General features: G+C 56.2%; 23 protein-coding genes and 1 tRNA gene. 8 read left to right on the top strand and 16 right to left on the bottom strand.

Translation table 11 applies throughout. From position 1 onward, the window contains the following. Positions 1–9 precede the first annotated feature (9 nt). The 3 genes from ACWI0H_RS01405 to ACWI0H_RS01395 form a co-directional block, all read right to left on the bottom strand. Positions 10–1,377, bottom strand: coding sequence for a sensor histidine kinase (locus tag ACWI0H_RS01405; RefSeq protein ID WP_485874592.1), 1,368 nt, complete (start codon positions 1,375–1,377; stop codon positions 10–12). Continuing rightward, positions 1,374–2,048 (bottom strand): response regulator transcription factor, encoded by a 675-nt coding sequence (locus ACWI0H_RS01400; protein WP_101147060.1) that lies wholly within the window; start codon positions 2,046–2,048, stop codon positions 1,374–1,376. Before ACWI0H_RS01400 ends, ACWI0H_RS01405 begins: the two co-directional genes overlap by 4 nt. A 74-nt stretch (positions 2,049–2,122) precedes the next feature. Further along, on the bottom strand, positions 2,123–2,491 hold the full coding sequence (locus ACWI0H_RS01395) for a PepSY domain-containing protein (RefSeq protein WP_485874591.1): 369 nt from the start codon (positions 2,489–2,491) through the stop codon (positions 2,123–2,125). 146 nt (positions 2,492–2,637) lie between these two features. Between ACWI0H_RS01395 and ACWI0H_RS01390 the strand changes: the two genes are divergently transcribed. Next, entirely contained in the window at positions 2,638–3,114 is a 477-nt protein-coding gene (locus tag ACWI0H_RS01390; protein WP_485874590.1) for a PepSY domain-containing protein, read from the top strand. Between the two features lie 64 nt (positions 3,115–3,178). Here ACWI0H_RS01390 and ACWI0H_RS01385 read toward each other — a convergent pair whose 3' ends face one another. Next, positions 3,179–4,549 carry a Glu/Leu/Phe/Val family dehydrogenase gene (locus ACWI0H_RS01385; RefSeq protein ID WP_485874589.1) on the bottom strand — a complete coding sequence of 457 codons (1,371 nt, stop codon included), beginning with the start codon at positions 4,547–4,549 and terminating at the stop codon, positions 3,179–3,181. 124 nt (positions 4,550–4,673) lie between these two features. On the opposite strand from ACWI0H_RS01385, the gene ACWI0H_RS01380 reads away from it, so the two are divergent. Further along, positions 4,674–5,711 (top strand): DUF1853 family protein, encoded by a 1,038-nt coding sequence (locus ACWI0H_RS01380; protein WP_485874588.1) that lies wholly within the window; start codon positions 4,674–4,676, stop codon positions 5,709–5,711. 11 nt (positions 5,712–5,722) lie between these two features. On the opposite strand, the gene proB is transcribed toward ACWI0H_RS01380, so the two are convergent. The 4 genes from proB to rplU form a co-directional block, all read right to left on the bottom strand. Further along, on the bottom strand, positions 5,723–6,862 hold the full coding sequence (gene proB, locus ACWI0H_RS01375; RefSeq protein WP_485874587.1) for a glutamate 5-kinase: 1,140 nt from the start codon (positions 6,860–6,862) through the stop codon (positions 5,723–5,725). A gap of 28 nt (positions 6,863–6,890) precedes the next feature. Then, a complete protein-coding gene (gene cgtA, locus ACWI0H_RS01370; RefSeq protein ID WP_008957070.1) occupies positions 6,891–8,078 on the bottom strand; it encodes an Obg family GTPase CgtA in 1,188 nt (395 codons plus the stop codon). A 224-nt stretch (positions 8,079–8,302) separates the two neighbouring features. Further along, positions 8,303–8,560, bottom strand: a complete 258-nt coding sequence (gene rpmA, locus ACWI0H_RS01365; protein WP_008957069.1) for a 50S ribosomal protein L27 — start codon at positions 8,558–8,560, stop codon at positions 8,303–8,305. A gap of 29 nt (positions 8,561–8,589) precedes the next feature. After that, on the bottom strand, positions 8,590–8,901 hold the full coding sequence (rplU, locus tag ACWI0H_RS01360; RefSeq protein ID WP_022520761.1) for a 50S ribosomal protein L21: 312 nt from the start codon (positions 8,899–8,901) through the stop codon (positions 8,590–8,592). Positions 8,902–9,228: 327 nt separating this feature from the next. On the opposite strand from rplU, the gene ispB reads away from it, so the two are divergent. The 3 genes from ispB to ACWI0H_RS01345 all read left to right on the top strand — a co-directional run bounded on the left by ispB (position 9,229) and on the right by ACWI0H_RS01345 (position 11,775). After that, positions 9,229–10,233, top strand: coding sequence for an octaprenyl diphosphate synthase (gene ispB, locus ACWI0H_RS01355; protein WP_008957067.1), 1,005 nt, complete (start codon positions 9,229–9,231; stop codon positions 10,231–10,233). A 90-nt stretch (positions 10,234–10,323) separates the two neighbouring features. Then, positions 10,324–10,400 (top strand) — tRNA-Pro (locus ACWI0H_RS01350). Positions 10,401–10,650: 250 nt separating this feature from the next. Next, the gene (locus ACWI0H_RS01345; RefSeq protein ID WP_101147066.1) at positions 10,651–11,775 is read left to right on the top strand and encodes an MFS transporter; all 1,125 of its coding nucleotides are present in this window, start codon (positions 10,651–10,653) and stop codon (positions 11,773–11,775) included. A 25-nt stretch (positions 11,776–11,800) separates the two neighbouring features. On the opposite strand, the gene ACWI0H_RS01340 is transcribed toward ACWI0H_RS01345, so the two are convergent. The 7 genes from ACWI0H_RS01340 to ACWI0H_RS01310 form a co-directional block, all read right to left on the bottom strand. Next, the gene (locus tag ACWI0H_RS01340; RefSeq protein WP_101147067.1) at positions 11,801–12,583 is read right to left on the bottom strand and encodes a sulfite exporter TauE/SafE family protein; all 783 of its coding nucleotides are present in this window, start codon (positions 12,581–12,583) and stop codon (positions 11,801–11,803) included. A gap of 21 nt (positions 12,584–12,604) precedes the next feature. Next, entirely contained in the window at positions 12,605–14,899 is a 2,295-nt protein-coding gene (locus ACWI0H_RS01335; protein ID WP_101147068.1) for an ATP-dependent DNA helicase, read from the bottom strand. Further along, a complete protein-coding gene (locus ACWI0H_RS01330) occupies positions 14,896–16,587 on the bottom strand; it encodes a VRR-NUC domain-containing protein (protein WP_485874586.1) in 1,692 nt (563 codons plus the stop codon). The genes ACWI0H_RS01335 and ACWI0H_RS01330 overlap by 4 nt, the downstream gene beginning before the upstream one ends. 68 nt (positions 16,588–16,655) lie before the next feature. Next, entirely contained in the window at positions 16,656–17,006 is a 351-nt protein-coding gene (locus ACWI0H_RS01325; protein ID WP_035565219.1) for a hypothetical protein, read from the bottom strand. Between the two features lie 101 nt (positions 17,007–17,107). After that, positions 17,108–18,142 (bottom strand): histone deacetylase family protein, encoded by a 1,035-nt coding sequence (locus ACWI0H_RS01320; protein WP_101147070.1) that lies wholly within the window; start codon positions 18,140–18,142, stop codon positions 17,108–17,110. A 9-nt stretch (positions 18,143–18,151) separates the two neighbouring features. Further along, entirely contained in the window at positions 18,152–18,451 is a 300-nt protein-coding gene (locus ACWI0H_RS01315; RefSeq protein WP_101147071.1) for a GIY-YIG nuclease family protein, read from the bottom strand. Continuing rightward, positions 18,444–18,917: a YchJ family protein gene (locus tag ACWI0H_RS01310; RefSeq protein WP_101147072.1), complete on the bottom strand. Its 474-nt coding sequence runs from the start codon at positions 18,915–18,917 to the stop codon at positions 18,444–18,446. The genes ACWI0H_RS01315 and ACWI0H_RS01310 overlap by 8 nt, the downstream gene beginning before the upstream one ends. A 186-nt stretch (positions 18,918–19,103) precedes the next feature. On the opposite strand from ACWI0H_RS01310, the gene ACWI0H_RS01305 reads away from it, so the two are divergent. Then, positions 19,104–19,415: a hypothetical protein gene (locus ACWI0H_RS01305; protein ID WP_008957053.1), complete on the top strand. Its 312-nt coding sequence runs from the start codon at positions 19,104–19,106 to the stop codon at positions 19,413–19,415. Positions 19,416–19,473: 58 nt separating this feature from the next. On the opposite strand, the gene argE is transcribed toward ACWI0H_RS01305, so the two are convergent. Beyond that, positions 19,474–20,646 carry an acetylornithine deacetylase gene (gene argE, locus ACWI0H_RS01300; protein ID WP_485874585.1) on the bottom strand — a complete coding sequence of 391 codons (1,173 nt, stop codon included), beginning with the start codon at positions 20,644–20,646 and terminating at the stop codon, positions 19,474–19,476. A gap of 233 nt (positions 20,647–20,879) precedes the next feature. On the opposite strand from argE, the gene ugpB reads away from it, so the two are divergent. Next, on the top strand, positions 20,880–22,205 hold the full coding sequence (gene ugpB / locus ACWI0H_RS01295; protein WP_336273230.1) for a sn-glycerol-3-phosphate ABC transporter substrate-binding protein UgpB: 1,326 nt from the start codon (positions 20,880–20,882) through the stop codon (positions 22,203–22,205). A gap of 65 nt (positions 22,206–22,270) precedes the next feature. Beyond that, on the top strand, positions 22,271–23,155 hold the full coding sequence (gene ugpA / locus ACWI0H_RS01290; RefSeq protein ID WP_336273231.1) for a sn-glycerol-3-phosphate ABC transporter permease UgpA: 885 nt from the start codon (positions 22,271–22,273) through the stop codon (positions 23,153–23,155). The last annotated feature ends 26 nt before the right edge of the window (positions 23,156–23,181 follow it).

Raw genomic sequence — 23,181 nt, 5'->3', positions numbered from 1 at the left:
AGTTATCCGTTATCCAGGTGCCACAACAGGCAATTTCACCACCACCTCCAACCCGCCTGTCTTGGCGCGATCCAGATGCATTTGGCCGTTATACAAGGCGACAAGATCCGTCACAATGGCCAGTCCGAGACCACTGCCAGAGCGCTGTTCATCTAGTCGTTTGCCCCGTTGAACCGCCTGCTGACACTCCGCTTCCGACATGCCAGGGCCATTATCACTAACGGTTAAGATCAACTGCTGACGGTCAACCTGCGCATGTAGCTGGACCTCGCTATGCGCCCAGCGCAATGCATTATCCATCAAGTTACCCACCAGCTCTTGGATATCTTGCTCATCCATTTGCACTCTGGTTTTCTGGCCCCAGCTTTGGCGCAGCACAATACCGCGCCGCTGGGCGAGCCTGGAGAGTCCATTCAGCAGCGGCGTTAGCGTAGGGTGTAGATCAACAGGTGCAAAGCGCACCCCTTCACCCGCCGCGGACGCTCGAGCCAAGTGATGACGTACCGCGCTATCCAAACGCTCCAACTCTACCGCCCAGGCGGCACGGTTCGCTTCTGGAAGCTGACGAAGTTGCAGGCGCATCACACTCAGCGGTGTTTTCAACGCATGGGCAAGATTGCCCGCGGTATGGCGTCCGCGCTCGATCAAGCGCTGATCGCGTGCCAACACCGCGTTCATTGAGGCCGCCAGTGTCGCCAACTCTTCCGGTAAGCGGGTGTCCAACTGCTCGCTGCGCCCCTGCTCCACGTCATGAAGATTGGCGTGCATGCGGCGTAGCGGCGCTAACCCCCAGCGTACTTGCAGTGCTAACACGCCGAGTAGCAACACGCCCAAGCCGATCAACCCGCCCCACAGCAGATGTTGGAATTCACGGATATCGTTGGCGAGCACATCGTCTCGGGCGGCCACGCTGATATGCAGCGGTTCCTCTAACGGGGCCAGGTAGATATCGCGCTCCACCACGCGCAGCGATTGCCCCCGCGGGCCGATTAATGAGCGCGCACTGAGATTTTCATTCTCCACCACTGGCAGGCGTTGATCCCAAAGCGAGCGTGAGGCCAGGGTATGTTGCCCGCCATCGGTGATTTGCCAGTACCAGCCGGAGTAGACATTCTCAAAACGCGGGTCGCCCAGCGCCCGGTCGTGGACAAGCTGCTGCGCTAAACGGTCATAAGTCACGCCCGCCATGATGACATTAAGCGTCGCGCCAAGACGATCATCAAAGGCCTGAGTGGCCGAGGTATGGTAATGGTGAGAAAGTAGCGTGCCGGCGATAGGCAGGGCCAGCCCCACCATCACTAATACAGCCAGCAATAGCCGCAGGCTGATGGAACGCCGCGCCCAACGACCCCGCCAAGCCGTTTTGGCTTGACTCATTCGCTGCCAGGCTCTTCTGCTAACAGCCGATAACCCTGGCCCCGCTGAGTGGCAATTCGCCAACTGCCCAACTTACGGCGCAGGCGGCTGACCTGAACGTCAATCACGTTAGAGTCAGGTTCATGGTCGCGGTCGTAAACATGCTCTGAAAGCTCGGTACGACTCACCACTCGAGGTGCCGCGTGCATTAAATAGCCCAGCAGGCGCGTCTCCTGTGCGGTTAAGCCGACCGGGCGCCCTATCAACGTCACGTGCTGAGTGTGGGTATCTAAACTCAGTTCGCCCACTTTGAGTACTGGGTGGGCATGACCGTGGCTGCGGCGCACAAGCGCACGCAAGCGAAACAGTACTTCCGCTGGCTCGAACGGCTTCGTGACGTAGTCATCCGCCCCAGCGGTAAACCCCGCGGCTTTATCCGCCCAGCGCTCACGAGCAGTTAGAATCAGCACAGGCAGATCAATGCCGTCTTCCCGCCACGCCGCCAACCAGCGTGTCCCATCCCCATCGGGTAGCCCTACATCTAAAATCAGTGTGTCGTAAGCTTCGGTACGTACTAGAAAATCGGCATCCTGGCCGTTAGCCGCATGCTCTACCAGCCAGTCACCATCGCGCAACGCTTGGCTCAGCTCACGCGCTAGCGCTTGGTCGTCCTCTACCAGCAAACACTTCATTGGCTAACTACCCTTTTCGATAACGACTTGGGAATACAAATAACGCGATGGCAACGAGGCTTGTCGTAACGGCACTAGCGACGCATATCATTAATACGCACGCCCTCGATAGACATCAGCTGGCCATTATGGCCATCGAATTCAAATTCGACGACTTGACCCTGCGGGCCGAGCAGCTTGATTTCGTACTCCACGTACCCTCCTTCACGCTCCACTTCCACCTCCAGCACGTCGCCTATGTAGTGAGCTTCCAGCCAATCTAAGATGGTGTCGAGGGAAACAACCTCTCCGCGGCCTACTTCGCCATGCAGCGATTCCCATGGCTGGTCACCCACCGCACTACCCGCCAGCAATAGCACCAGGGCCAAGCCAGTGACATTGCGCCGAGCGCTTCGCGGTATGCTGCGTAGCGGCTTTATAAAGTGACGGAGGAGTTTACTCATAGTGCCAGCATGCCAAAGACAACATGAACGCTAGATGAACAGTTTTGTCAGCTTAAGGAAAGTATAGTGGTGGTATAAATTCCCTGTCGCATTCGCTGAGTGTCAGTCACTCATTCACGTTTAAATACGTAAAGAAGGAATTTGCTATGAATACCATGAAAAAAATGCTGCTGATCCCGACCTCTGCTCTGCTACTTGCCGCAGCGGCAGGCAGTGCCCAGGCTGATTCGCTGCCGATGGATCGCATTGATGACGTATTGACCCATTCCAATGATTACGGGTTCAGCCACTACGAAGAAATTAGCGTTAAAGGTCGCGGCCGCGTAGAAGTAGAAGGCTGGCTGGACGAAGAGTGGTACGCGGATGTGGATTTCTCCCTTGATAACGGTGATACGCTAGAAGAGAAACGCGAGCGCCTAATTACCGGTGCCTGGGGCATGAGCGAAGACGATATCCGCCAGGCCTTAGACGTTGCCCGCCAGGAAGGTATGGTTGAGTTTGAAGACCTTGATATCGACAAGAGCGGCATCATCGATATCGAAGGCCGCGGTGAAAATGGCCGTGAGCTGGAAATCAGTGTGCGTCAGGGCTCTTCTGACGTTACCCAAATTGACCGCGATTAATAGTCTTAGCTAATCGCTTTGCGGGCTCCCTATGGGGAGCCCGCTGCGCTTTAAGTATCTTTAATCAGCGACAGTCCTGACAGTTTCCCCGCGCCATAATAGCGGCCGCAATGCGTTCGATGCCCTGGCGATAGGCAGCTTGTCGGTAGGTGATGTCCTCCACACCTGCGCGCGTTAACACCTTGCCAGCCTCTTCTCTCAGCAGTGCGTCCAAGCGTTCATTCACCTGGGCTTCACTCCACTTTTCTCCCGCCCGGTTTTGCAGCCACTCAAAATAACTAACGATCACGCCGCCTGTATTGGCGAGCACATCCGGCAGCACTGGCACATTACGCTTGGCAAGGGCGTGGTCGGCATCGCTGGTCAGCGGGCCATTGGCGATCTCTAAGATAGCGCCTGCTTTCACCTCGTTCACATTGTCGCAGTGAATTTGATTTTCAAGCGCCGCCAGCGCTAATACATCCACGTCCAACGCCAGCAGCTCATCACCCGTCATCGCTTTCCCTGCTGGGCTGTCGGTCACCTTGCCGCTATTCGACTTAGCCTGTTTAACGGCCTCAATATCGAGCCCATCCGCGTGGTAGCAAGCACCACTGGTATCGGATACCGCGACGATACGATAGCCACGTTCACTGGCTAAACGGGCAAAGTGGTAAGCCGCGTTACCAAACCCCTGCACCGCCACAGTGGTCTCTTCCGGTTGTCGCTTTTCACGCTCGGCCCACAAATCGAGTACTTTTAGCGCGCCTCGCCCCGTGGCGGCCACTCGCCCTGGCGAACCGCCTAACGGTAATGGTTTTCCGGTAATCGCCGCGGGCACTTTAGCTCTTACAATTTGCTCATACTCATCAATCATCCACCCCATGACCGTGGCATCGGTATTCACATCGGGGGCAGGAATATCCCGGTCAGGGCCCATAATGTCGGCAATGGCACGAATATAACCACGCGCTAGCCGCTCACGCTCTAGTGAAGAGAGCGCCTTGGCATCCACCTGGATGCCCCCTTTCCCGCCGCCATAAGGTAAGCCAACCACCGCGCATTTAACCGCCATCCAGAAACTTAGCGTAGTGACTTCATGCTGGTTAACATCGGGATGAAAACGCACACCGCCTTTGGCGGGCCCTAAACTGGTGTCATAGTGGACTCGCCAGGCGGGAAAAGCTTTTAAGCTGCCGTCGTCCATCCGCACGGGAATACTCACCTGCAGTGAAAGACTGGGCTGCATAAGACGCGCCTGGGCATCAGGGTGAATATCGAGTGCGTTGAATACATCCTCCAGCCGTGAACGGGCATCCTCAAACAGCGCCGCACCTATTTCTGGTGTTAGTGTTCGGGGAGCCGTTTTTTCAGCTTGCTTTTGGGGCACTTGGCTATTCGTCGTTTTGGCCGTTTGATTTTTCGACTTAGCCTTTTTCGTCTTAGCATTACCCATGCAATACGCTCCTTTCCTTGGCCAGGGTAGGATTTCAAGAGATTAACGTTATAACGTGTTTACAGCGTAGCAGCTGGCGGCCAAACCATAGCGCTGAGCTAATCAATGTGTTGAGGAGAAATTCGTGCTGAATGAAGGCGGTGATGGCGCGTTGGATGAGGAGAAAACCGACACAACGGTGCGGTTGGATTCCGGACACTTTTATTCAGGGCTAAGTGACCCCGTACTACGCGATATAGCTTGGCTAATCGCCACACCGGACATTGTGGAGCTGCCGCCGCCCATTCCCTGCGCAGGGCGCCCCACTATGGAAGAGCTGGGGCTTGAGCGCGCACTGCTTCCCTGGCTACGCCAGCTTGGCCAACCGCCGTTGAGCGCATTGAACGGCAGCCGGGCGATGCGCATGGGGCATTATCACGAACGCCTATGGCACACGCTGTTAAACCACGCACCGAATACACGGCTGCTGGCCCGCAACGTGCGTATCAGCCGAAAGCGCAATACGCTCGGCGAGCTGGATATGCTCTACCGAACGCGTGCTAACCCGGCACCGGTGCATTTGGAAGTGGCAATCAAGTTCTACCTGGGGCTGCCGGAGGGGCCTGGCGCTGCCACCAGCCAAAGCCGCTGGATTGGCCCCGGCGGGTTAGACAGCCTAGCGCTGAAGTGCGGCCATTTGCGCCGCCATCAATTGCCGCTTTCCACCACAGCACCCGCGTTGGAAACACTCGCTCACTGGCTGACGCCACGGGACATTGGGGTTTCAAGTAGTGAGTTAGGCGGGCAGCTAACCCAGCGATTGGCAATGCCGGGCGTACTCTACTATCCCTGGCACGCGGCAATGCCAGCGCCCGAAGCCGCGACAGCCGATCACCGCAGAGGAACGTGGTGTTACTTACGCGATTGGCCTGCGCTGGCGGCGAGTGTAACCGAAAGGCCTGAAATGGCATGGCTGGAAAAACCCCACTGGCTAGCACCGCCCCTTCACAGCGCCTTTCGCCCGATGGCAGAACAGTTGCCCGCCATTTTCGAAAAGGTGCATGCTTGGCGCTCACCCCAGCAAGTGATGCTGTATTACCCGCAGCAGCAGCGCTATGAGCGGCTGTTTTTGGTGCCCGACAACTGGCCGCGCCAGGTGCCTCTTCCTCCCGTAGTACGCTAGCGACGATACGCTTACACCACCACAAGGTTATCGCGGTGAATCAGCTCGTGGGCTTCCACGTAGCCAAGAATCGCTTCAATCTGGTGGCTGGGCTGGCCTGCCAACTGGCGCGCTTCATCGGCGCCGTAGTTAACCAGACCCTTGGCCACTGAGGCGCCCTGCTCATCCACACACACCACCATATCGCCGCGCTTAAAGCTGCCCTGCACATTGCGCACGCCGACCGCTAATAGGCTAGAGCCTTTATCACGCAGTACTTTCACCGCACCGGCATCCAGCACCAGCGTGCCGCGCACCTGCAATTGCCCCGCCAACCAGCGCTTGCGCGCTGCCATAGGCACTTGATCCGGGCGCAACAGCGTGCCTAACGACTCGCCCGCCATAATCCGGTTGATAACATCAGGCTGGCGTCCACTGGCAATCACCGTGACCGCCCCAGAGCGCGCCGCTAACTGCGCCGCGCGCACTTTGGTGGTCATACCGCCCCGCCCCAGCGCTCCCCCGCTGCCTGCCATAGCGGCTAGGCGAGGGTCGTCCGCGCGCCCTTCGGCAATCATCTGGGCGTTGGGGTTGTGGCGCGGGTCGGCGTCAAACAGGCCTTCCTGGTCGGTCAATAGCAGCAGTGCATCCGCTTCCAGCAGATTGGCGACCAGCGCCCCTAGCGTATCGTTATCGCCGAAGCGGATCTCATCGGTTACGACGGTGTCGTTTTCATTGATTACCGGCACCACACGCATCTCTACTAACGTGCGTAGCGCCGACAGCGCATTCAGGTAGCGCTTACGGTTAGAAAGATCGTCGTGGGTAAGCAGGATTTGCGCGGTGAGCATGCTGTGGCGGGCAAAGTGTTGTTCATAACACTGGGTCAGACCATTCTGGCCAACGGCAGCGGCCGCCTGAAGCTCATGTACAGCGCTGGGGCGCACTTGCCAGCCCAGCCGCACCATGCCCGCCGCCACCGCGCCAGAAGAGACCAGCACTACCTCTATCCCCTGCTGATGCAGGGCGGCAATTTGATCCACCCAGCCACCAATGGCGGCTTCGTCCAGGCCACGGCCATCGTTAGTGAGTAGCGCACTGCCAATCTTCACCACGACCCGCCGCGCGCGGCTCAGCGCGCCTCGCCCTAGGATTTGCTCGTTACTTTCCATGCCACCCCACCTTCACCAGGCACTGACACTAAGGCGCGTACTCGACTTCAACATCGTAATCATCGTCGTCGAAGTCTTCATCATCTTCATCGTCACGCTTACGGCGACGCCCCAAACGATCTTCGGTACGCGCGACCGACTCTTCTTCCATGCGGCGGCGCATTTCCTGCTCGCGGGCCAGCGCTTCTTCATCTTCATTCTCAAGACGACGCTGCTCAGTCAACCAGCGGTAGGCTGCCTGAACCAGCTTATCGGTGCCGTCGCTGCTGATCGCCGAAATGCGGAACACCGGGCCTTCCCAGTTGAGCGCCTGGATAATCTTCTGAGCGCGCTCTTCACGCTCCTCTTCCGGCAGCAGGTCAAACTTGTTCAGCACCAGCCAGCGTGGCCGCTCGGAAAGCGCTGGCGAGAATTGCCCCAGCTCGTGAACAATGGCCTTGGCAGCCTCGACCGGATCAGACTCGTCAAACGGCGCGACATCGACCACGTGAAACAGCAGCCGCGTGCGCGTCAGGTGCTTCAAAAAACGTAGCCCTAAGCCTGCGCCTTCAGAGGCGCCTTCGATCAAGCCGGGTACGTCGGCCATGACGAAGTGCTCGTGCATCCCCAGTTTTACCACGCCCAAGTTGGGCACTAAGGTGGTGAACGGGTAGTTAGCGACCTTGGGCTTGGCAGCCGACACCGAGCGAATCAACGTCGATTTACCCGCGTTGGGCATGCCTAGCAAGCCAACATCGGCCATCACTTTCATTTCCAAACGCAGGTTGCGGCGATCGCCATCGGTGCCCGTTGTGGTGCGGCGGGGCGCGCGGTTGGTCGAGGACTTAAAGTGGATATTACCCAATCCACGCCGTCCACCTTCGCCCACCAAGACCACTTGACCGATTTCGGTCACATCAGCGATGACTTCCAAGGTGTCTTCATCGATCACCGTAGTGCCCACCGGCACTTTTACGTGCAGGTCTTCACCGGCCTTGCCACTCATTTGACGGCCCATGCCGCCCTGCCCGTTCTGGGCTTTATAGAAGCGCTGGAATTTAAAATCGATCAAGGTATTAAGTGCATCGTCACCAATCAGGTAAACGCTGCCACCATGACCGCCATCGCCCCCATCGGGGCCGCCCCTGGGCACATATTTTTCGCGGCGAAAGCTAAGACAGCCATTGCCGCCTTTGCCCGCCTCAACAATAATCGAGGCTTCATCGACGAACTGCATTGGATACTCCCGGCCGCTTCCGCCGCCCTAATATGCACTGCTTTTTTCCCAACCGTTTATTCCCACCAGCATACTGGCAAAGACTGACCGGTAAAGTCATAGTGGAAAAGCGTATTGGAAAAGAGATTTAACCGACAAAAAAGCCCCGCCATAGCGGGGCCTTTTTTTCTCGTAATTTTTTCTTACAGCTCTTTTAAGCCAATTACGAGCGCAACGCTGACCGTTTAGGCAGAAACGATGCTAACAAACTTGCGGTTTTTCGGACCTTTGGTCTCAAACTTCACAAAACCGTCGCTCAGGGCGAACAGTGTGTGGTCACGACCTAGGCCGACGCCTGTGCCCGCGTGGAAACGCGTGCCGCGCTGACGCACGATGATGTTACCCGCAGTCGCCGCTTGGCCACCGAAGAGTTTTACACCTAACCGTTTGGACTCGGAATCGCGACCGTTACGCGTGGAGCCGGCTGCCTTTTTATGTGCCATTGCAAAATCCTCCTAAGGGAATTGACCGCTTACGCAGAAATTCCGGTAATTTTGACTTCAGTGAACCACTGGCGGTGGCCCTGACGCTTCATGTGGTGCTTACGACGACGGAACTTGATGATGGTCACTTTATCGCCACGGCCGTGGGAAACCACCTCGGCAGAGACTTTAGCACCACTGATCATCGGCGCACCGATGTTGAAGTCATCGCCGTCTGCAACCATCAGCACTTCGTCAAACTCGATCGTTTCGCCGGTGGCGACTTCGATTTTCTCAAGCTTGAGCGTTTGACCTTCTTGAACGCGGTACTGTTTGCCACCGCTTTTAATAACTGCGTACATGTCGCTCTCCGGACTTGTCGTTAATGCCGCTTTCGGCAGCGCTCATCGCCTTACGCTCTTATCGACCTGCTGCGAGTGGCGCCCCTTTTGGAGCCATCTGACAGGGAGCATGATGAGTGGGTCGCGGATTATAACGACTATCTACGCTTACCGCAAGACCACAGGCCGTTGTCAATTGCTAAGTCCGTTAACGACTAAAGTGTAACCGTCGCTCGTATCTTGACGCCCAACAGGCAGCCCCATAGCATGACCCCAACACATGACCACATCTACTCCACAAATACGGGCGGCACTTACCGCCTCCATCTGCCGCGATGAACGGATTCCATGACCGCCAACGTCTCCTCAGCCCAGCCCGTCAGCCCAACGCCTTCACCGCTGCACGCCGTGGTGGCCGATGACTTCGCCGCCGTCAACCGCACAATTGTCGAGCAGCTCAATTCCAAAGTACCGCTGGTTGAAACCATCGGCCAGTACATTACCGAAAGCGGTGGCAAACGGTTGCGCCCTTTATTGGCACTACTGGCCGCCCGCTCGCTCGACTACACCGGCGACAAGCATATACCGCTGGCCACCTTAATAGAGTTTATGCACACCTCCACGCTGTTACACGATGACGTGGTGGATGAATCGCATATGCGGCGCGGCAAGAAAACCGCTAATGACGCCTGGGGCAATGCACCCTCGGTATTAGTAGGCGACTTCCTCTACGCCCGCTCGTTTCAGATGATGGTCGATGTGGGCTCGATGCGCATTATGGCGATTCTTTCCGGCGCCACCTGCATCATCGCCGAAGGCGAAGTGCTGCAGTTGACCAATATCGGCAACCCCAGTATTTCTGAAGAAGATTACTTCGAGACCATTTTGGGTAAAACCGCCATGCTGTTCGAAGCGGCTTCCCACAGCGGTGCGGTGCTGGCAGAAGCAACGCCGGAGCAAGAGCAAGCACTCCAGTATTATGGCCGCTACCTGGGTCTCGCCTTCCAACTGATTGACGACCTGCTGGACTACCAGGGCGACGCCGATGCCATGGGCAAAAACGTTGGCGACGATCTAGCCGAAGGCAAGCCGACGCTGCCGCTGATCCACGCCATGGAGCAAGGCACGCCGGAACAGGCCAAGCTGATTCGCCAGGTGATTCGCGATGGCGGGCTTGAGCAACTCGACGCCGTGCTGGAAATTATTCACGCCACCGGCGCACTCGACTATACCCGCCAGCGTGCCGAAGAGATGGCCGATAAAGCCTTACAGCAGTTAGAAGCCTTGCCACCCAGCGCCTACCGCGACAGCATGGCCCAGCTGGCTCGCTTAGCGGTTGATCGCCAAGCATAAAAATTGGTAGTTCGCGCCGCCGAGGACTTGAAAAAATACGTCTGGCTAAGTATGATCCACCTCCGTTGTTGAGCACAGCTCGACAACCTTCGGAATATAGCTCAGCTTGGTAGAGCGCTGCCTTCGGGAGGCAGAGGTCGTAGGTTCGAATCCTGCTATTCCGACCAAGAACACTATTAAAAACGGCCACTTAGCTAACACAGCAAGTGGCCGTTTTTGTTTGTGGTAGTTCTAGGTGACAGATAGTTAGCACTCACTGCTACTTCCTATTAAACGCGCCATTCAAAAATAAAATAGCCTGCTAACAACTATGCTACGATTGGCATTTATGCTTTGAACCCTTCTTCTCTTCTAAAGTGGGCCAAGACTATTAGCCAATTAACACACATTAAGGCCGTACTCCTTTTTGCCAGCACCATGACCGTGATGTCGGGGGCGATTATTGCGCCTGCGCTGCCGGGTATTAGCCGCCACTTCCCTGATCAGCCCCAAGTGATCATTCAACTGATCCTGACCATTCCAGCGCTGATGATTACGCTTTTAAGTCCATTAATGGGTTATCTCGCCGACCGTTTTGGGCGCAAGAAACTGCTTCTAATGATGCTGTGTATCTATGGCTTTGCTGGGGTATCAGGCTTTTTTATTGATCGTGTGGATTTGTTGTTAAGTTCACGGGCACTGATGGGCATTGCCGTGGCGGGCATCCTCAGCATTAGTACTACGCTGGTGGGTGATTACTTTGATGGTACCGAGCGGGTACGCTTCCTGGGCTTGCAAAGTAGCTGCATGGCGTTGGGCGGGGTTATTTTTATCAACCTTGGCGGACTCCTTTCTGACTGGAGCTGGCGCGGCCCGTTTTTACTCTACTTAACCGGCGTACTTTTACTGCCTTACGCTTGGGCAATTCTACAAGAACCCAAGTCCAGCGATGGAGCTGGCAGTAATACTGGCAGTGCGCCGGTGAAGGTAGATTATATGCGTACAGGCATTGGCTACCTTATTGCCATGATCAGTATGGCGATGTTTTATATGTTTCCAGCGCAACTGCCTTTTTTGCTCTCGCAACAGGGGCAAATCAGCGGTGTAGCGATAGGCATTGCACTCTCTATGTCAGCACTGACGGCCAGCATCGTGGCCTTTGGCTACGGCTACTACAAACCGTTTCTGTCGGTGATGACGATCTATGTCTTAGGGTTCTTGCTGGCGGCGACCGGCTTTTTAATCGTCGGCTTCACCCAAAGCTACGCCATGGCCATTGTCGGCGCGGCCATTTCCGGTTTTGGCCTTGGCGCCTTTATGCCGAATACCACCACGTGGTTGATGCGAATCACCCCGCAGCGTGTCCGCGGCCGAGTGTTTGGTGGCTTTACCTCGACCTTCTTTTTCGGCCAGTTTGTCTCCCCGGTGGTGGTCGCCCCGGCGGTCATCTGGCTGGATTCGCTGCGTAATGTGTTTACCGGCATGGCAGTGGTGTGCGGCCTGCTGGCCGTCGCCCTGATCGTACTGGGCAAGACGACGCTTAAGGCAGACAGCCAACTTTAACAGGCGGCGAGTACGCCGCCTGGATTCATGCGGGCGGGTGAATCAACCCAACGACACTGACCAGAATCAGCACTGCGCCCAGCACGCGAAAAAATAGCCCGGTGTCCGCTTTCAGCATATAGCGGTGGGCTTTCTCGCCCGCCAAGTGACCAATGAATGCACAGGGCAACAGCCACAGCTGGTGGATAAGCTGGAGGTCTACGCCTGCGATCAGGAACGAGACCATCTTGATGACCACCAGAATAAACCACAGCACAAACATGGTATCCCGCAGCTGCTCCTTGGCCACATGAGCAGCGAATACCGCCACAATTAGCGGCGCGCCAATCAGTGAAGTACCGCTGACATAGCCCCCGAGCGCCAGTAGCACGTAGTCGACATATTTGTTTTTACTCTTGAACGGTCTGTTGAGGACGTAGCCAATGGCATAAATGAACACAATGCCGAAAATAATGCTGGTCATGACTTGAGCGGGCAGCGTTAACAGCCCCACCACCCCAATCAGCTTGGGGATGATCATGATTTTCAGGGCTTTGAATAGGTACCTCCAATCGATATTGCTCTCAGGGGAATCGGCTCCCACACCCTCTTTCTGCAGTTGGCGATGGCCGTTCCAGGCAATCCAACTGGAGAAAATCAGCAGATGAATAGCAATAATCGGTAAGAACACCAGAGGTTCGTTTGTCACTAGCAGTAGGAACGGCAGCGCCAGTACAGCGCCTCCAAACCCTAGGCTGGTGCGCACAAAACCGCTCCAGGCAAATATCAGTCCGATCAGCGCATACTGGTACCAGAGTAAATCTGTCATAGCTCGCGTTAGGGTCCTAAATTATGGGTTGGGATTTCCCAGCGACCACCAGCTTGGCAATAGCGAGCGCACGCTGGCCTGGGCAAAACGATCATCCATTAATACCACAACGCCCTCATCTTCAGGACTGCGAATCACTCGCCCTGCGGCCTGCACCACCTTGATCATGCCGGGAATGCGGTAGGTATAGTCGTCACCTTGACCAAAGCGCGCGTTTAGCCGTGCTTTAAGCGCTTCGTTAAAATCGTTAAACGGCGGCAGACCCAGCGTGGCAATAAAAGCGCCAATCAGCCTATCACCGGGCAGGTCGATACCTTCCGCAAAGGCGCCGCCCAACACCGCAAAGCCGATGCCTTTTCCGCCGGGCGTAAAGCGCGCTAGAAACGCCTCCCGCGCTGCCTCGGGCATGCCACGGGTTTGGCTGAAAACGGGGACGCCTGGGTGCGCCTCGCGAAAGTGGTTCAGCGCGGCTTCCAGGTAGGCAAAGCTGCTGAAGAACGCCAAGTAGTGGCCTGGCTTGCGCTGATACTGCTGCGCCATGGCCGCCACCATCGGCTCAATCGACGCCTCTCGATCATGAAAGCGGGTCGAAATATCGCTGCGAATACGCACTTCAAGCTGGCACGCTGAGAAAGGAGAAACAACCTCGCGCCAGGGCGTATTCTCCGGCAAACCCAATAGATCCCGGTAGTAGTGAGCGGGATTTAATGTGGCTGAAAACAGCACCACGGAGTGCGCGGTGTTAAACCGTGCAGCCAGAAAGTCGGCGGGTATCAGGTTGCGCAACCCGAGCACTGCTCGCCCGCGGCCATGGCGAGTAATATCACACAACGAGTGCTCACCAAAGCGCTCTGCCAAGCGGCAAAACGCCAGCGCCTCAAACAGCAGTTCTTGAAGCTCAAAACTGGTTTGCTCGGGGTGCTCGCCAAGATAATCAGTGATGGCAGACCCTACTTGCTGAGCGGCGGCCACGAGCTTATCGGGCAGTGCCGTTAGCAGTCGGTAGGCTGGCTTGCCCTGACCACCCTCATTTTCCAGCCCCGCGTCTTTAACCACATTTTGCCACTGGCGGGCTAAGCGCCCCAAAGGCCCCGCCAGCGCTTTGGGTGATGACCGGCGTATCCGATTGAAGCGTTGCTGATCGAGCTTAGCGCTGTACATGCCGCGGGCGCGCTCCACCAGATTATGCGCTTCATCAACCAGTACGCCCGTTCGCCAATCGTTGGCCTGGGCCAAACCGTGCAGCAGGGCGTGGCTATCGAACCAGTGGTTAACGTCACCGACGATCATATCCGCCCAGCGCGCTAGTTCCTGGCTGAGATAATAGGGGCAAACATCATGGGCCAACGCCACCTCGCGCAGCGCTTCGCGATCCAGCCACCCCTCTTCCACCGCCGCTTGACGGGCAACAGGTAAACGATCGTAAAAACCGGCAGCGAGCGGGCAAGACTCGCCATGGCAGGCGCGATCGGGGTATTCGCAGGCCTTATCACGCGCCACCAGCTCAAGCACACGCAAGGGCTGGGCTTCATCGCTCTGGCTGGCGCGCAGCGTGGCGAGAGCATCCAACGCCAAACGACGGCCGGGGGTTTTCATGGTCAGAAAAGCGATGCGATCCAGCTGCTGTCGCGGCATCGCTAAAAGCATGGGGAACAGCGTGCCCAGCGTTTTACCAATGCCGGTGGGCGCCTGGGCGAGTAGGCAGCGCCCGGTGCTGGCGGCTTTATAAACGTCTTCGGCAAGTTCGCGCTGGCCGGGGCGGAATGCAGCGTGGGGAAAGCGCAGGGTTTGTAGGCCAGCGTTCCGGCGCTGGCGATGGTCCGCCTCCTGTTTCGCCCAGCTAAGAAAGCGGCGGCACTGGGAGGCAAAGAACGCCTGCAGCTCGGCGGCGCTGGCGTCTTGGCTCAGTAGCGTCTCTTTACCGCTGGCGATATCCAGATAAACCAGCGTTAAGGTGATCTGCTCAAGGCTTCGCTCAGCGCATAGCAGTGCGCCGTAGACTTTCACCTGTGCCCAGTGGAGGGCGCGCTGATTAGCTGACATGCGCTCCAAGCTGCCGCGATGGGTTTTAATCTCTTCCAGGCGAATAGCCACGGGGTCAAAACCATCCGCTCGGCCCGTGACGACCACTCCCTCAAAGACACCCGACAGCGGAAGTTCGGCAATATAGTCTGCTCCGCGTCGGCTAGCGACAAGGGAGTGCCCTTCGATGCCTTCCCGCGCGCTGGGCGCTGGGGTAAAGCGATGATCGAGATCCCCTTCACGGGCAGTGAAATCACACAGTGCCCGCACCGCCACGCGATAGGTCGTACTCATACCTCAAGCTCGTCGCTGGCGACCCAGCGCACGTAACACACTGCGACGGGCATCTCATGACGGTGAAAAAACGTCAGCCAGCGGCGCTGGTTATCCTGCAACCGATCACCGGGGCCTTTGACTTCGATCATCCGGTAGCGCGGTTCGCCAGCCGGCGCGTCAGGCATAAACTGAATCAAGTCCGGCAGCCCTGCCCGGTTGGCTTTCAGATCACCCAGCAGCCGCTCAAAACAGTGTCGAAGGTGCTCAGGTGGGATACATGCCAGTGCGAGCTCAATGAGCGCTTCATCAACGATTGCCCAGTGAACAAACGGCGATGAAAGGCCCGCTTTCTCGCGCCAAGTCGTCTGAATGACTTCGCGGTAGCTGCCGTCTTCCAAGCTCCCTAGGCATGCATCGAAAAGGTCACGCCGACGCGCCACAAAATCGTCGCGATACAAATCCGCTGGGCCATTATGAAAAGGGTGGAAGAAAGCGCCCGGCAGTGGTGCGAAGATTGCCGGCCAACAGAGCAAGCCAAACAGTCCCGTGATCAGGCTGTTTTCCACATAGCAGACGGGTGCCTGGGGTTCACTGAGGGTTTGAGCCACGGCGCGCTCAACGCTTTGCGGCCCAGGCAATTGCAAGTCCCAACGCTCATGGGCGGGCTCCGGGACACTCGGCGAAGCAGGTAGTTTAAGCTGTCGCCGCAAGCGTGGTAGCAGCCGCGCCAGTGCTTGGTGCTCTGTCTCATTGGGGCTGCTATTGAGTGCCTTGCTCGCCAATTCAAAAGCAGCCTGATGCTCGCCCTGCCTTTCCAACACCCGAAGCTGGCGTATCCGCGCTTCGCTGCTGCCCGAATCGCGATAAAGCGTCAGCGCCAGCGCTGCATCTCCGCTACGCTCTGCCTCTCGGCCCAACTGCAGCAGTAACCGTGCACGCCGCGTAGCGAGCCAACGGTTATCCGCGCGCGGCGGCACCTCAATATGTAGATCAGTGGGCAATTCTCCTGCATCAAGACGTTGACGCAGTTGATGGAGCGCTAAGTAGGTATCCACTTCCTGGCGCGATTGGAATGCGCGAGAGCGCAGCGTAAAGGGTACCGTCTCAAAGCGCTGCAGTCCCAGCTCGGTCAACACGAACTCCGCCCAGTCCTGGCGCAGGTTGCCAAAGAACATCAGCCGCAGCCGGTCGCAGGTCTCCATTACCTTGAGACGCACGATTTGATCGCTGGCATCAGGCCACCATGCTTGTAAGGGTGCGGTGTGTGGCAGTTGGCTCGTTAAGGTGTCGTAGAGCATAGTTTTAGCGCTAGACACGCTCAGCCCAGCGGCGTGAATCTCATCGGCTAAAATGTGGCGAAGCTCGGCGAGTCGCAGCTGGTTAAATAGCTCATCGACGCTAAGCGCTGGATCATTATCGACCCAGCCCAGCGCGACCAATGACGCTATCGCCTCAGCGCTGTCACCTACTTCGGTATAGCTTAATTTGCTGAGCCTAAACAGCTCACCTTTACGCATGACCATGCGCACCAGAAGCGCTTGAGAGGCCTGGGGCAAGCTTTCGAACTGCTCAAGAAAAGTAAGCTCTTCTGCAGCAAGCAGATCAGCATGGCGTTCTCCAACCCAAGCCAAAACGAAGCGAAAGTTCGTCAGGTAATAGTAGGGATCATCGAGCGAGGCGGTAGGCGTATCGAAAGCACTGTTCATTTATCCATTGTATCAGTGCTATCGTTTTGCCGTCATGGGGATTAACGGGCTTGGCTATGAAAGCGCTTTTACCCCACCCGGTGCTGCTTGAGCACGGTAAGGCTTCGCTCTTCTTCGCTTAATGCTTCTGTGCCTTGGGTTGGCACAGGCGCTTGGCGGGTACCGACTAGCACATACCATTCCGCTTCTGAAAGGTAGGTTTGGCACCAGCGGCCGAGTTCGGCGGCGCTCTCCTCGCGGCTAGAGTCGCCGCAGCGGTAGTCGTTCGCCAAATGAAGCAGATCTTGGCGGGCAGTACGCGCACGGGCATTGCCCCCGTGTACTTTTACCAGCGGGCAGCGTCGGTCATAGGCGGCGTTGGTTAACGCATTAAGCCAACGCTCCAATTCATGTGCCTGAATTCCACCATACACTGCCACGCTTGAGCTCCCTGCCCGTTGAAAGGGCAATAGCCTGCCCGATTTAGGGGCCGCTGTCACGGTTAACCTTTACCCTTATTTAAATGTAGTTCCAGGCCGTTTTATAGCGCCTGTTTAAAACCTTGTAACACGTTGACTACATTGACACCGATTTCATCTACCGCATAGCCTCCTTCCATCAGAAACACACAGGGCAAGCCCGCTTGCGCCAAACGTTCACCTAACAGAGTGAAGTCCGCGCTGGTAAAAGTGAAGGCACTTATCGGGTCGCCCTCAAAGATATCGACCCCTAGCGATACGATTAAACACTCGCACTCAGCGGCTTTCACCTGCGCCAACGCCTGCTCCAGTGTGGCCATCCATTTGGTCACGCTGGTACCGGGCGGCAACGGGTAATTAATATTAAAGCCCTCGCCCTTACCTTCGCCGCTTTCATCAGCGTAGCCCAAGTAATACGGAAAGGTTACCTCAGGGTCTCCGTGTAATGAGATAAATAGAACATCGTCACGCTTGTAGAAAATCTGCTGGGTACCATTGCCGTGATGAAAATCGACGTCAAGAATGGCGACCCGGCGCTTGCCTGCATCCAGCGCCCGCTGGGCGGCAATAGCGGCGTTATTAAAAAAGCAGTACCCGCCGAACTGATCAAACGCGGCGTGGTGGCCTGGCGGTCGGCACAGGCCAAAACTGGGTTCGCCGGTTTGTAGCGTATGCTCTACCGCACCCAACGCCACGTCTTTACTCGCCATCGCGGCTTCAAAGGTACCTTCTGAAATGGACGTTTCTGCTGCCAGCGCGTAATAGCCTAGCTGACCGCTAACAGATTGCGGAATGCGATCCCCCCGCATGGTTCGGGCGGGCCAAATATTGGGAATCGCCTCTCCCTCATGTCCAGCCGCTTGCCACGCTTTCCAGCAGTTGGCTAGAAACGTCACATACTCTTGATCGTGCACCGCTAGCACCGGTGCCAGCCCGTAGGCGGCGGGCGCTCGAATATCGCCAAGCCCAGAATGGCGGAGATGCTTTAGCACTAAATCCAGGCGTTCCGGGCACTCAAACGGGGTGACCAACGCGCCGTCATGTAGCTCTGTGCGCGCTTGTCGTAAGCGGCTGTCCTCTGAATAAAACGTCAGCATTCCGACTCCTTAATGGGCATCTAACTGAATAGGCCACTGTTTGGCCCAGCGGCGTTTTTGGCTCGGCGTTTGCTGCTTTAACTGATACTCAGCTCGGCTGGCAGCGGCGCGGTCTTCAAACGGCTCGGCGCCCAGCAGCGCAATGGGCGGATTAGCACGGGTATAACGCGCCCCTTTGCCCGTGCAGTGGGCTTGATAGCGCTTCGCGAGGTTATTGGTAATGCCTGTGTAAGTACCGCGCTGGCACTCCAGCAAATAGAGATACCACTGAGGTTCGGCTTTTCCAGGCTGGGCAATGCCACTATTCACCGCAACATACCTTCAATTTACGCCCGCTACCACATAAGCATGGGTCGTTTCGGCGTGGCTTTACGCGGGCAAGCGTCGGGGCGCCATCGATATACCACCAACGTTGTTGCTCTTTAACGAAGCGGGAAACCTCCTCTAATACATGCCACCCTTTTTGCTCTCGCCTTCGTTCATAAAAATAGGCCTTAAAATGAACATAGCCGCTATCTCCAAGCGGTGGCTCTGCTGAGACAATGGTTAGCGACTTCCACTCAGTATCGGGATCCTGCCCAAGTTCAGATGGCCGTGTGGTGGGGTGCCACGTGGCCAGTAGGTAGTCGCTTAAGCCTAATGCAAAGGCCGAATAGCGAGAGCGCATTAGCGCTTCAGGGGTAGGCGCTATCTCGCCTTGATGGTACCGGCCACAGCAGCTACTCAGCATTAAATCGCTACCACAGGGGCAACTTACATCAGTCGTGCGGGTCATAGCTTAGGCTCTTTAACGTCATCTTCTATAGCCTAACCGATACATCCTATGCGCGTCGCCCGACGTGTATCACTATTGTTTCGATTTTCATGCCACGTTAGGTATATAGTAGTGGGGCAATACATTCAGACGACGGAGTACGAATCACGATTGATCATTCTTTCCAAAATTTTTGGAGGTTCTCCTATGAAGGTCTTTAAACCGGAATGGCAGTGCACGTTTAGCGTAAACGAAGGCGCGGAAGAATCAGCAACTTGGAAAGAGAAAATCGCGTGGCGGCTCAGGGGAGTTGCGGATCGACTGGAAGGTGGCGGGCGCACGGTAAAAATCGATTACCGCGTGACGCCAGCCGTTAGCCCACAGGAAGTGGACACTTGCTTAGGCAAGGGCTTCGAAGTAACTCAGCGCCTGTTGACGCAGTTAGCCCAACAGCAGGCGTGCGAAGATGTGATGCGCCATGCAAAAGCTGAGCTGTTTGAACAACATCCTCAGCACTGAAATGGTAACGCCAAAAATCCCACCCCTTTAACCGGGTGGGATTTTTATTGGGTGACCATTAACTTCCTTCAGCAGGCCTTTCGAGCGCCTTACCCATTTTGGTTAGAAAATCCTCGCACGCTTCGAGCTGTTCAATATCGATATACTCATCGGGCTGATGCGCCTGGGCAATGCTGCCAGGACCGAGAATAATGGTTTGTAAGCCCTGGCCCTGGAACTGCCCCGCTTCTGTAGCGTAAGCCACTGCATGGTTACAGCAAACGGCGGGCAAGTGGTCTTTAGCTAAGCTAAGTACTCGGTCGTTATCGCGATCCGCCAACCCCGGCACTGTGACGTTAAGGGGCTCAGTGGTGATGTCAACGTGCTTGCCTTTGGCCTTGAGCTCGCCGGTTAGCTGCTCACAAAACGTTTCAAAGCGCGCGTATATCTCATCGAAGGTGTCGGTCGGCAGGTGGCGAATTTCCCACTCGAACTGACACTCCCGCGCCATAATATTGATGGCCGTTCCGCCTTTGATTTTGCCCACATGTAGGCTGGTGTGAGGCACGTTAAAGGCTTCATCAACTCGCCCCTCTTCGACCAACGCCGCCATGGTGTCTTCAATAAAGGTGACGAGTCTTGCCGCCACGTGAATGGCTGAGGTGCCTTGATTCACCTGGCTGCTATGAGCTTCCTGGCCAGTCACCGTAGTGCGCAGGTTGGTAGCGCCTTTCTGCGCGACCACAGGTTGCATGCTGGTGGGCTCGCCAACAATCACATGGGCGGTGGTGGAGTAGTGTTCGTAAAAGCGCTTAATAAGGCTGGGCGCACCCACGCAGCCGATCTCTTCATCGTAAGAGAAGCCAAGATAAATGGGCTGCTGCAGAGGCGCTTTCACCCAGTTAGGCACCATCGACAAGACACAGGCGATAAAACCTTTCATATCGCAGGTACCCCGCCCGTAGAGCCGTCCATCATTACCGTCGCGCAGGGTGAAGGGATCGCTCGACCAAGGCTGTCCTGCCACCGGGACCACATCAGTATGCCCGGAAAGCATTACCCCACCTGGGGCATCTGGGCCGATTCTTGCAATCAAATTGGCCTTGGTGCCGCAGGGGCTCATCACCCGCTCGGCGCTAACGCCAACCTCGGCCAAATAGCCTTCAACATACTCAATCAGCGCCAAGTTGGATTCGCTGGAGGTGGTGTCAAAGGCAACCAGTTTTTCGAGTAGAGCGATAGCGTGAGGCATTATGTTCTCTTTCCAAAATAGCTTTTCAGCAACAGCTTTTTAAAAGTAGCTTACCGCTAACCCTAACACCCTCCCGATACTTCGCCTACTCCCCGTCATTAGCCGTGAATGTCATCGCGTGTTCACCTCGCATTCATCAAAACGTCATCGTCACTTTCTACTGTTCAGTGCATCCAATAAAACTTAATAACACACTGCACACCTGATTAAGTTCAGGCCCACAAGGAGCTGTTATGTCTCGTTTATCACTGCACGCGCTTGCTGTTGGGGTGGCGACTGCCAGCCTAAGTCTATCCGCCCAGGCCGCCACGGAAATTAGCTGGTGGCACGCCATGGGCGGCCAGCTCGGTGAAATCCTTGAAGGCATCACCGAGGATTTTAACCAGTCCCAAGACGAGTACCAGGTCACGCCCAGCTACCGCGGCACCTATGCCGAAACCATGACCGGTGCCATTGCCGCTTTCCGTGCAAACGAACAGCCACATATCCTGCAGGTGTTTGAAGTTGGTACCGGCACCATGATGAACGCCAAAGGCGCCATCTACCCAGTATATGAACTGATGGAAGAGCACGGTCGCGCTTTCGATAATGAGGCCTTCCTGCCCGCCGTGGTCGGTTATTACACCGATACCAATGGCAACATGCTCTCTTTCCCGTTCAACTCTTCTACGCCGATTATGTACTACAACCGCGACGTATTTGAGGAAGCGGGCCTCGATCCTGAACAGCCGCCCGAAACCTGGGAAGCGCTGGCCGAGGCCTCTCGTCAAATCGTCGAATCCGGGGCGGCTAGCTGCGGTTTCACTTCGTCTTGGCCTAGCTGGGTAATGCTGGAAAACTTCTCCGCCATGCATAACTCGCCGCTCGGCACATTGGAAAACGGTTTTGGCGGCATGGAGACCGAGCTAAATTTCAACAATGAGCTGGTCGCCCGCCATTGGGATAACCTACACGACTGGCAGGAAGAGAACATTTACCGCTGGGCAGGCCCCGGCACCGGTCCGGATTCAGAGCCGATGTTCTATTCCCAGGACTGTGCGATTTTCTTTGGCTCTTCAGCTTCCCGCGCCGATGTCGCCGCCAACTCAGAATTTGAAGTCGGCTTTGGCATGCAACCCTACTACGACGACGTAGAAGGCGCACCGCAGAACTCGATTATCGGTGGCGCTACGCTCTGGGCACTTCAAGGCCACAGTGATGAAGAGTATGAAGCGGTTGCCGCTTTCTTTGAGTACCTCTCTCAGCCTGAAGTACAGGCAGAGTGGCATCAGCAGACCGGCTACTTACCCATCACCCAAGCCGCTTGGGATTTGAGCAAAGAGCAGGGTTACTACGAAGAGAACCCCGGTGCGGATATTTCTCTGCAGCAAATGACGCTCAACGAGCCGACCGAGAACTCGAAAGGCCTTCGTTTTGGTAACTTCGTACAGATTCGCGACATCATTTCCGAAGAGATGGAAGCCGTAATGACCGGTGGTAAATCAGGTCAGGAAGCCGCAGACGACGCGGTAGAACGCGGCAATGCGCTGCTGCGTGACTTTGAATCCGCCAATCAGTAAATAAGCACTCACTTCGCCGCCTGCCCTTAGGGTAGGCGGCGATTTCGTTTACATGCGAGCTGCCCATGCAAACTAAACGCATGACGTTTCCAGGGCGATGGCTGCCTTTCGCACTGCTGGCGCCCCAGGTAATTGTTACTCTGATCTTTTTTATCTGGCCTGCGGGCCAAGCGCTGTACCAATCGCTACTGCGTGAAGACGCTTTTGGGCTGCGCTCTACGTTTGTGGGCCTGGAAAACTTTGCCCGTCTGTTTCGCGACGGTAGCTACCTCAATTCGATGTCGGTGACCGCCATATTCGCTGTTGGCACCACGCTGGTATCAATGTCGGTGGCGCTACTGCTGGCTAGCACTGTGAACCGGATGATTCGTTCACGCAGCACCTACACCACGCTCCTCGTTTGGCCTTACGCCATTGCGCCTGCGATTGCCGGTGTTTTGTGGTGGTTTATCTTCAACCCTTCCATCGGCATCGTGCCCTATATGCTGGAAATGGTCGGCTACCAGTGGAATCACCGTAACTCGGGCAGCGACGCCATGCTGCTGGTCATTCTTGCCGCGGCCTGGAAGCAAATCTCTTACAACTTTCTGTTCTTTTTGGCGGGTCTACAGTCTATTCCGCAATCGCTCATTGAGGCAGCCTCAATTGACGGCGCCAGCCCCACTAAGCGTTTCTGGACGATTATCTTTCCACTGCTTTCTCCCACGACCTTCTTCTTGATGGTGGTTAACGTGGTGTACGCCATGTTCGACACCTTCGGCATTATCCACGCCACTACCCAAGGCGGACCGGCTCAGTCGACCAATATCTTGGTTTACAAGGTTTACGCTGATGGCTTTGTAGGCCTCAATTTGGGTTCTTCCGCAGCTCAGTCGGTGATTCTCATGGTGATTGTAGTGGTGCTCACGGTGATTCAGTTCCGCTTTATTGAGCGGCGCGTGAACTATTAACAAACGTACTATTAAATCGGCCTCGT

This window comes from Halomonas sp. NYA30, assembly GCF_976980765.1.
Note: the sequence above shows the minus strand (reverse complement) of the source record. Positions and strands in the feature narration are given on the sequence as shown.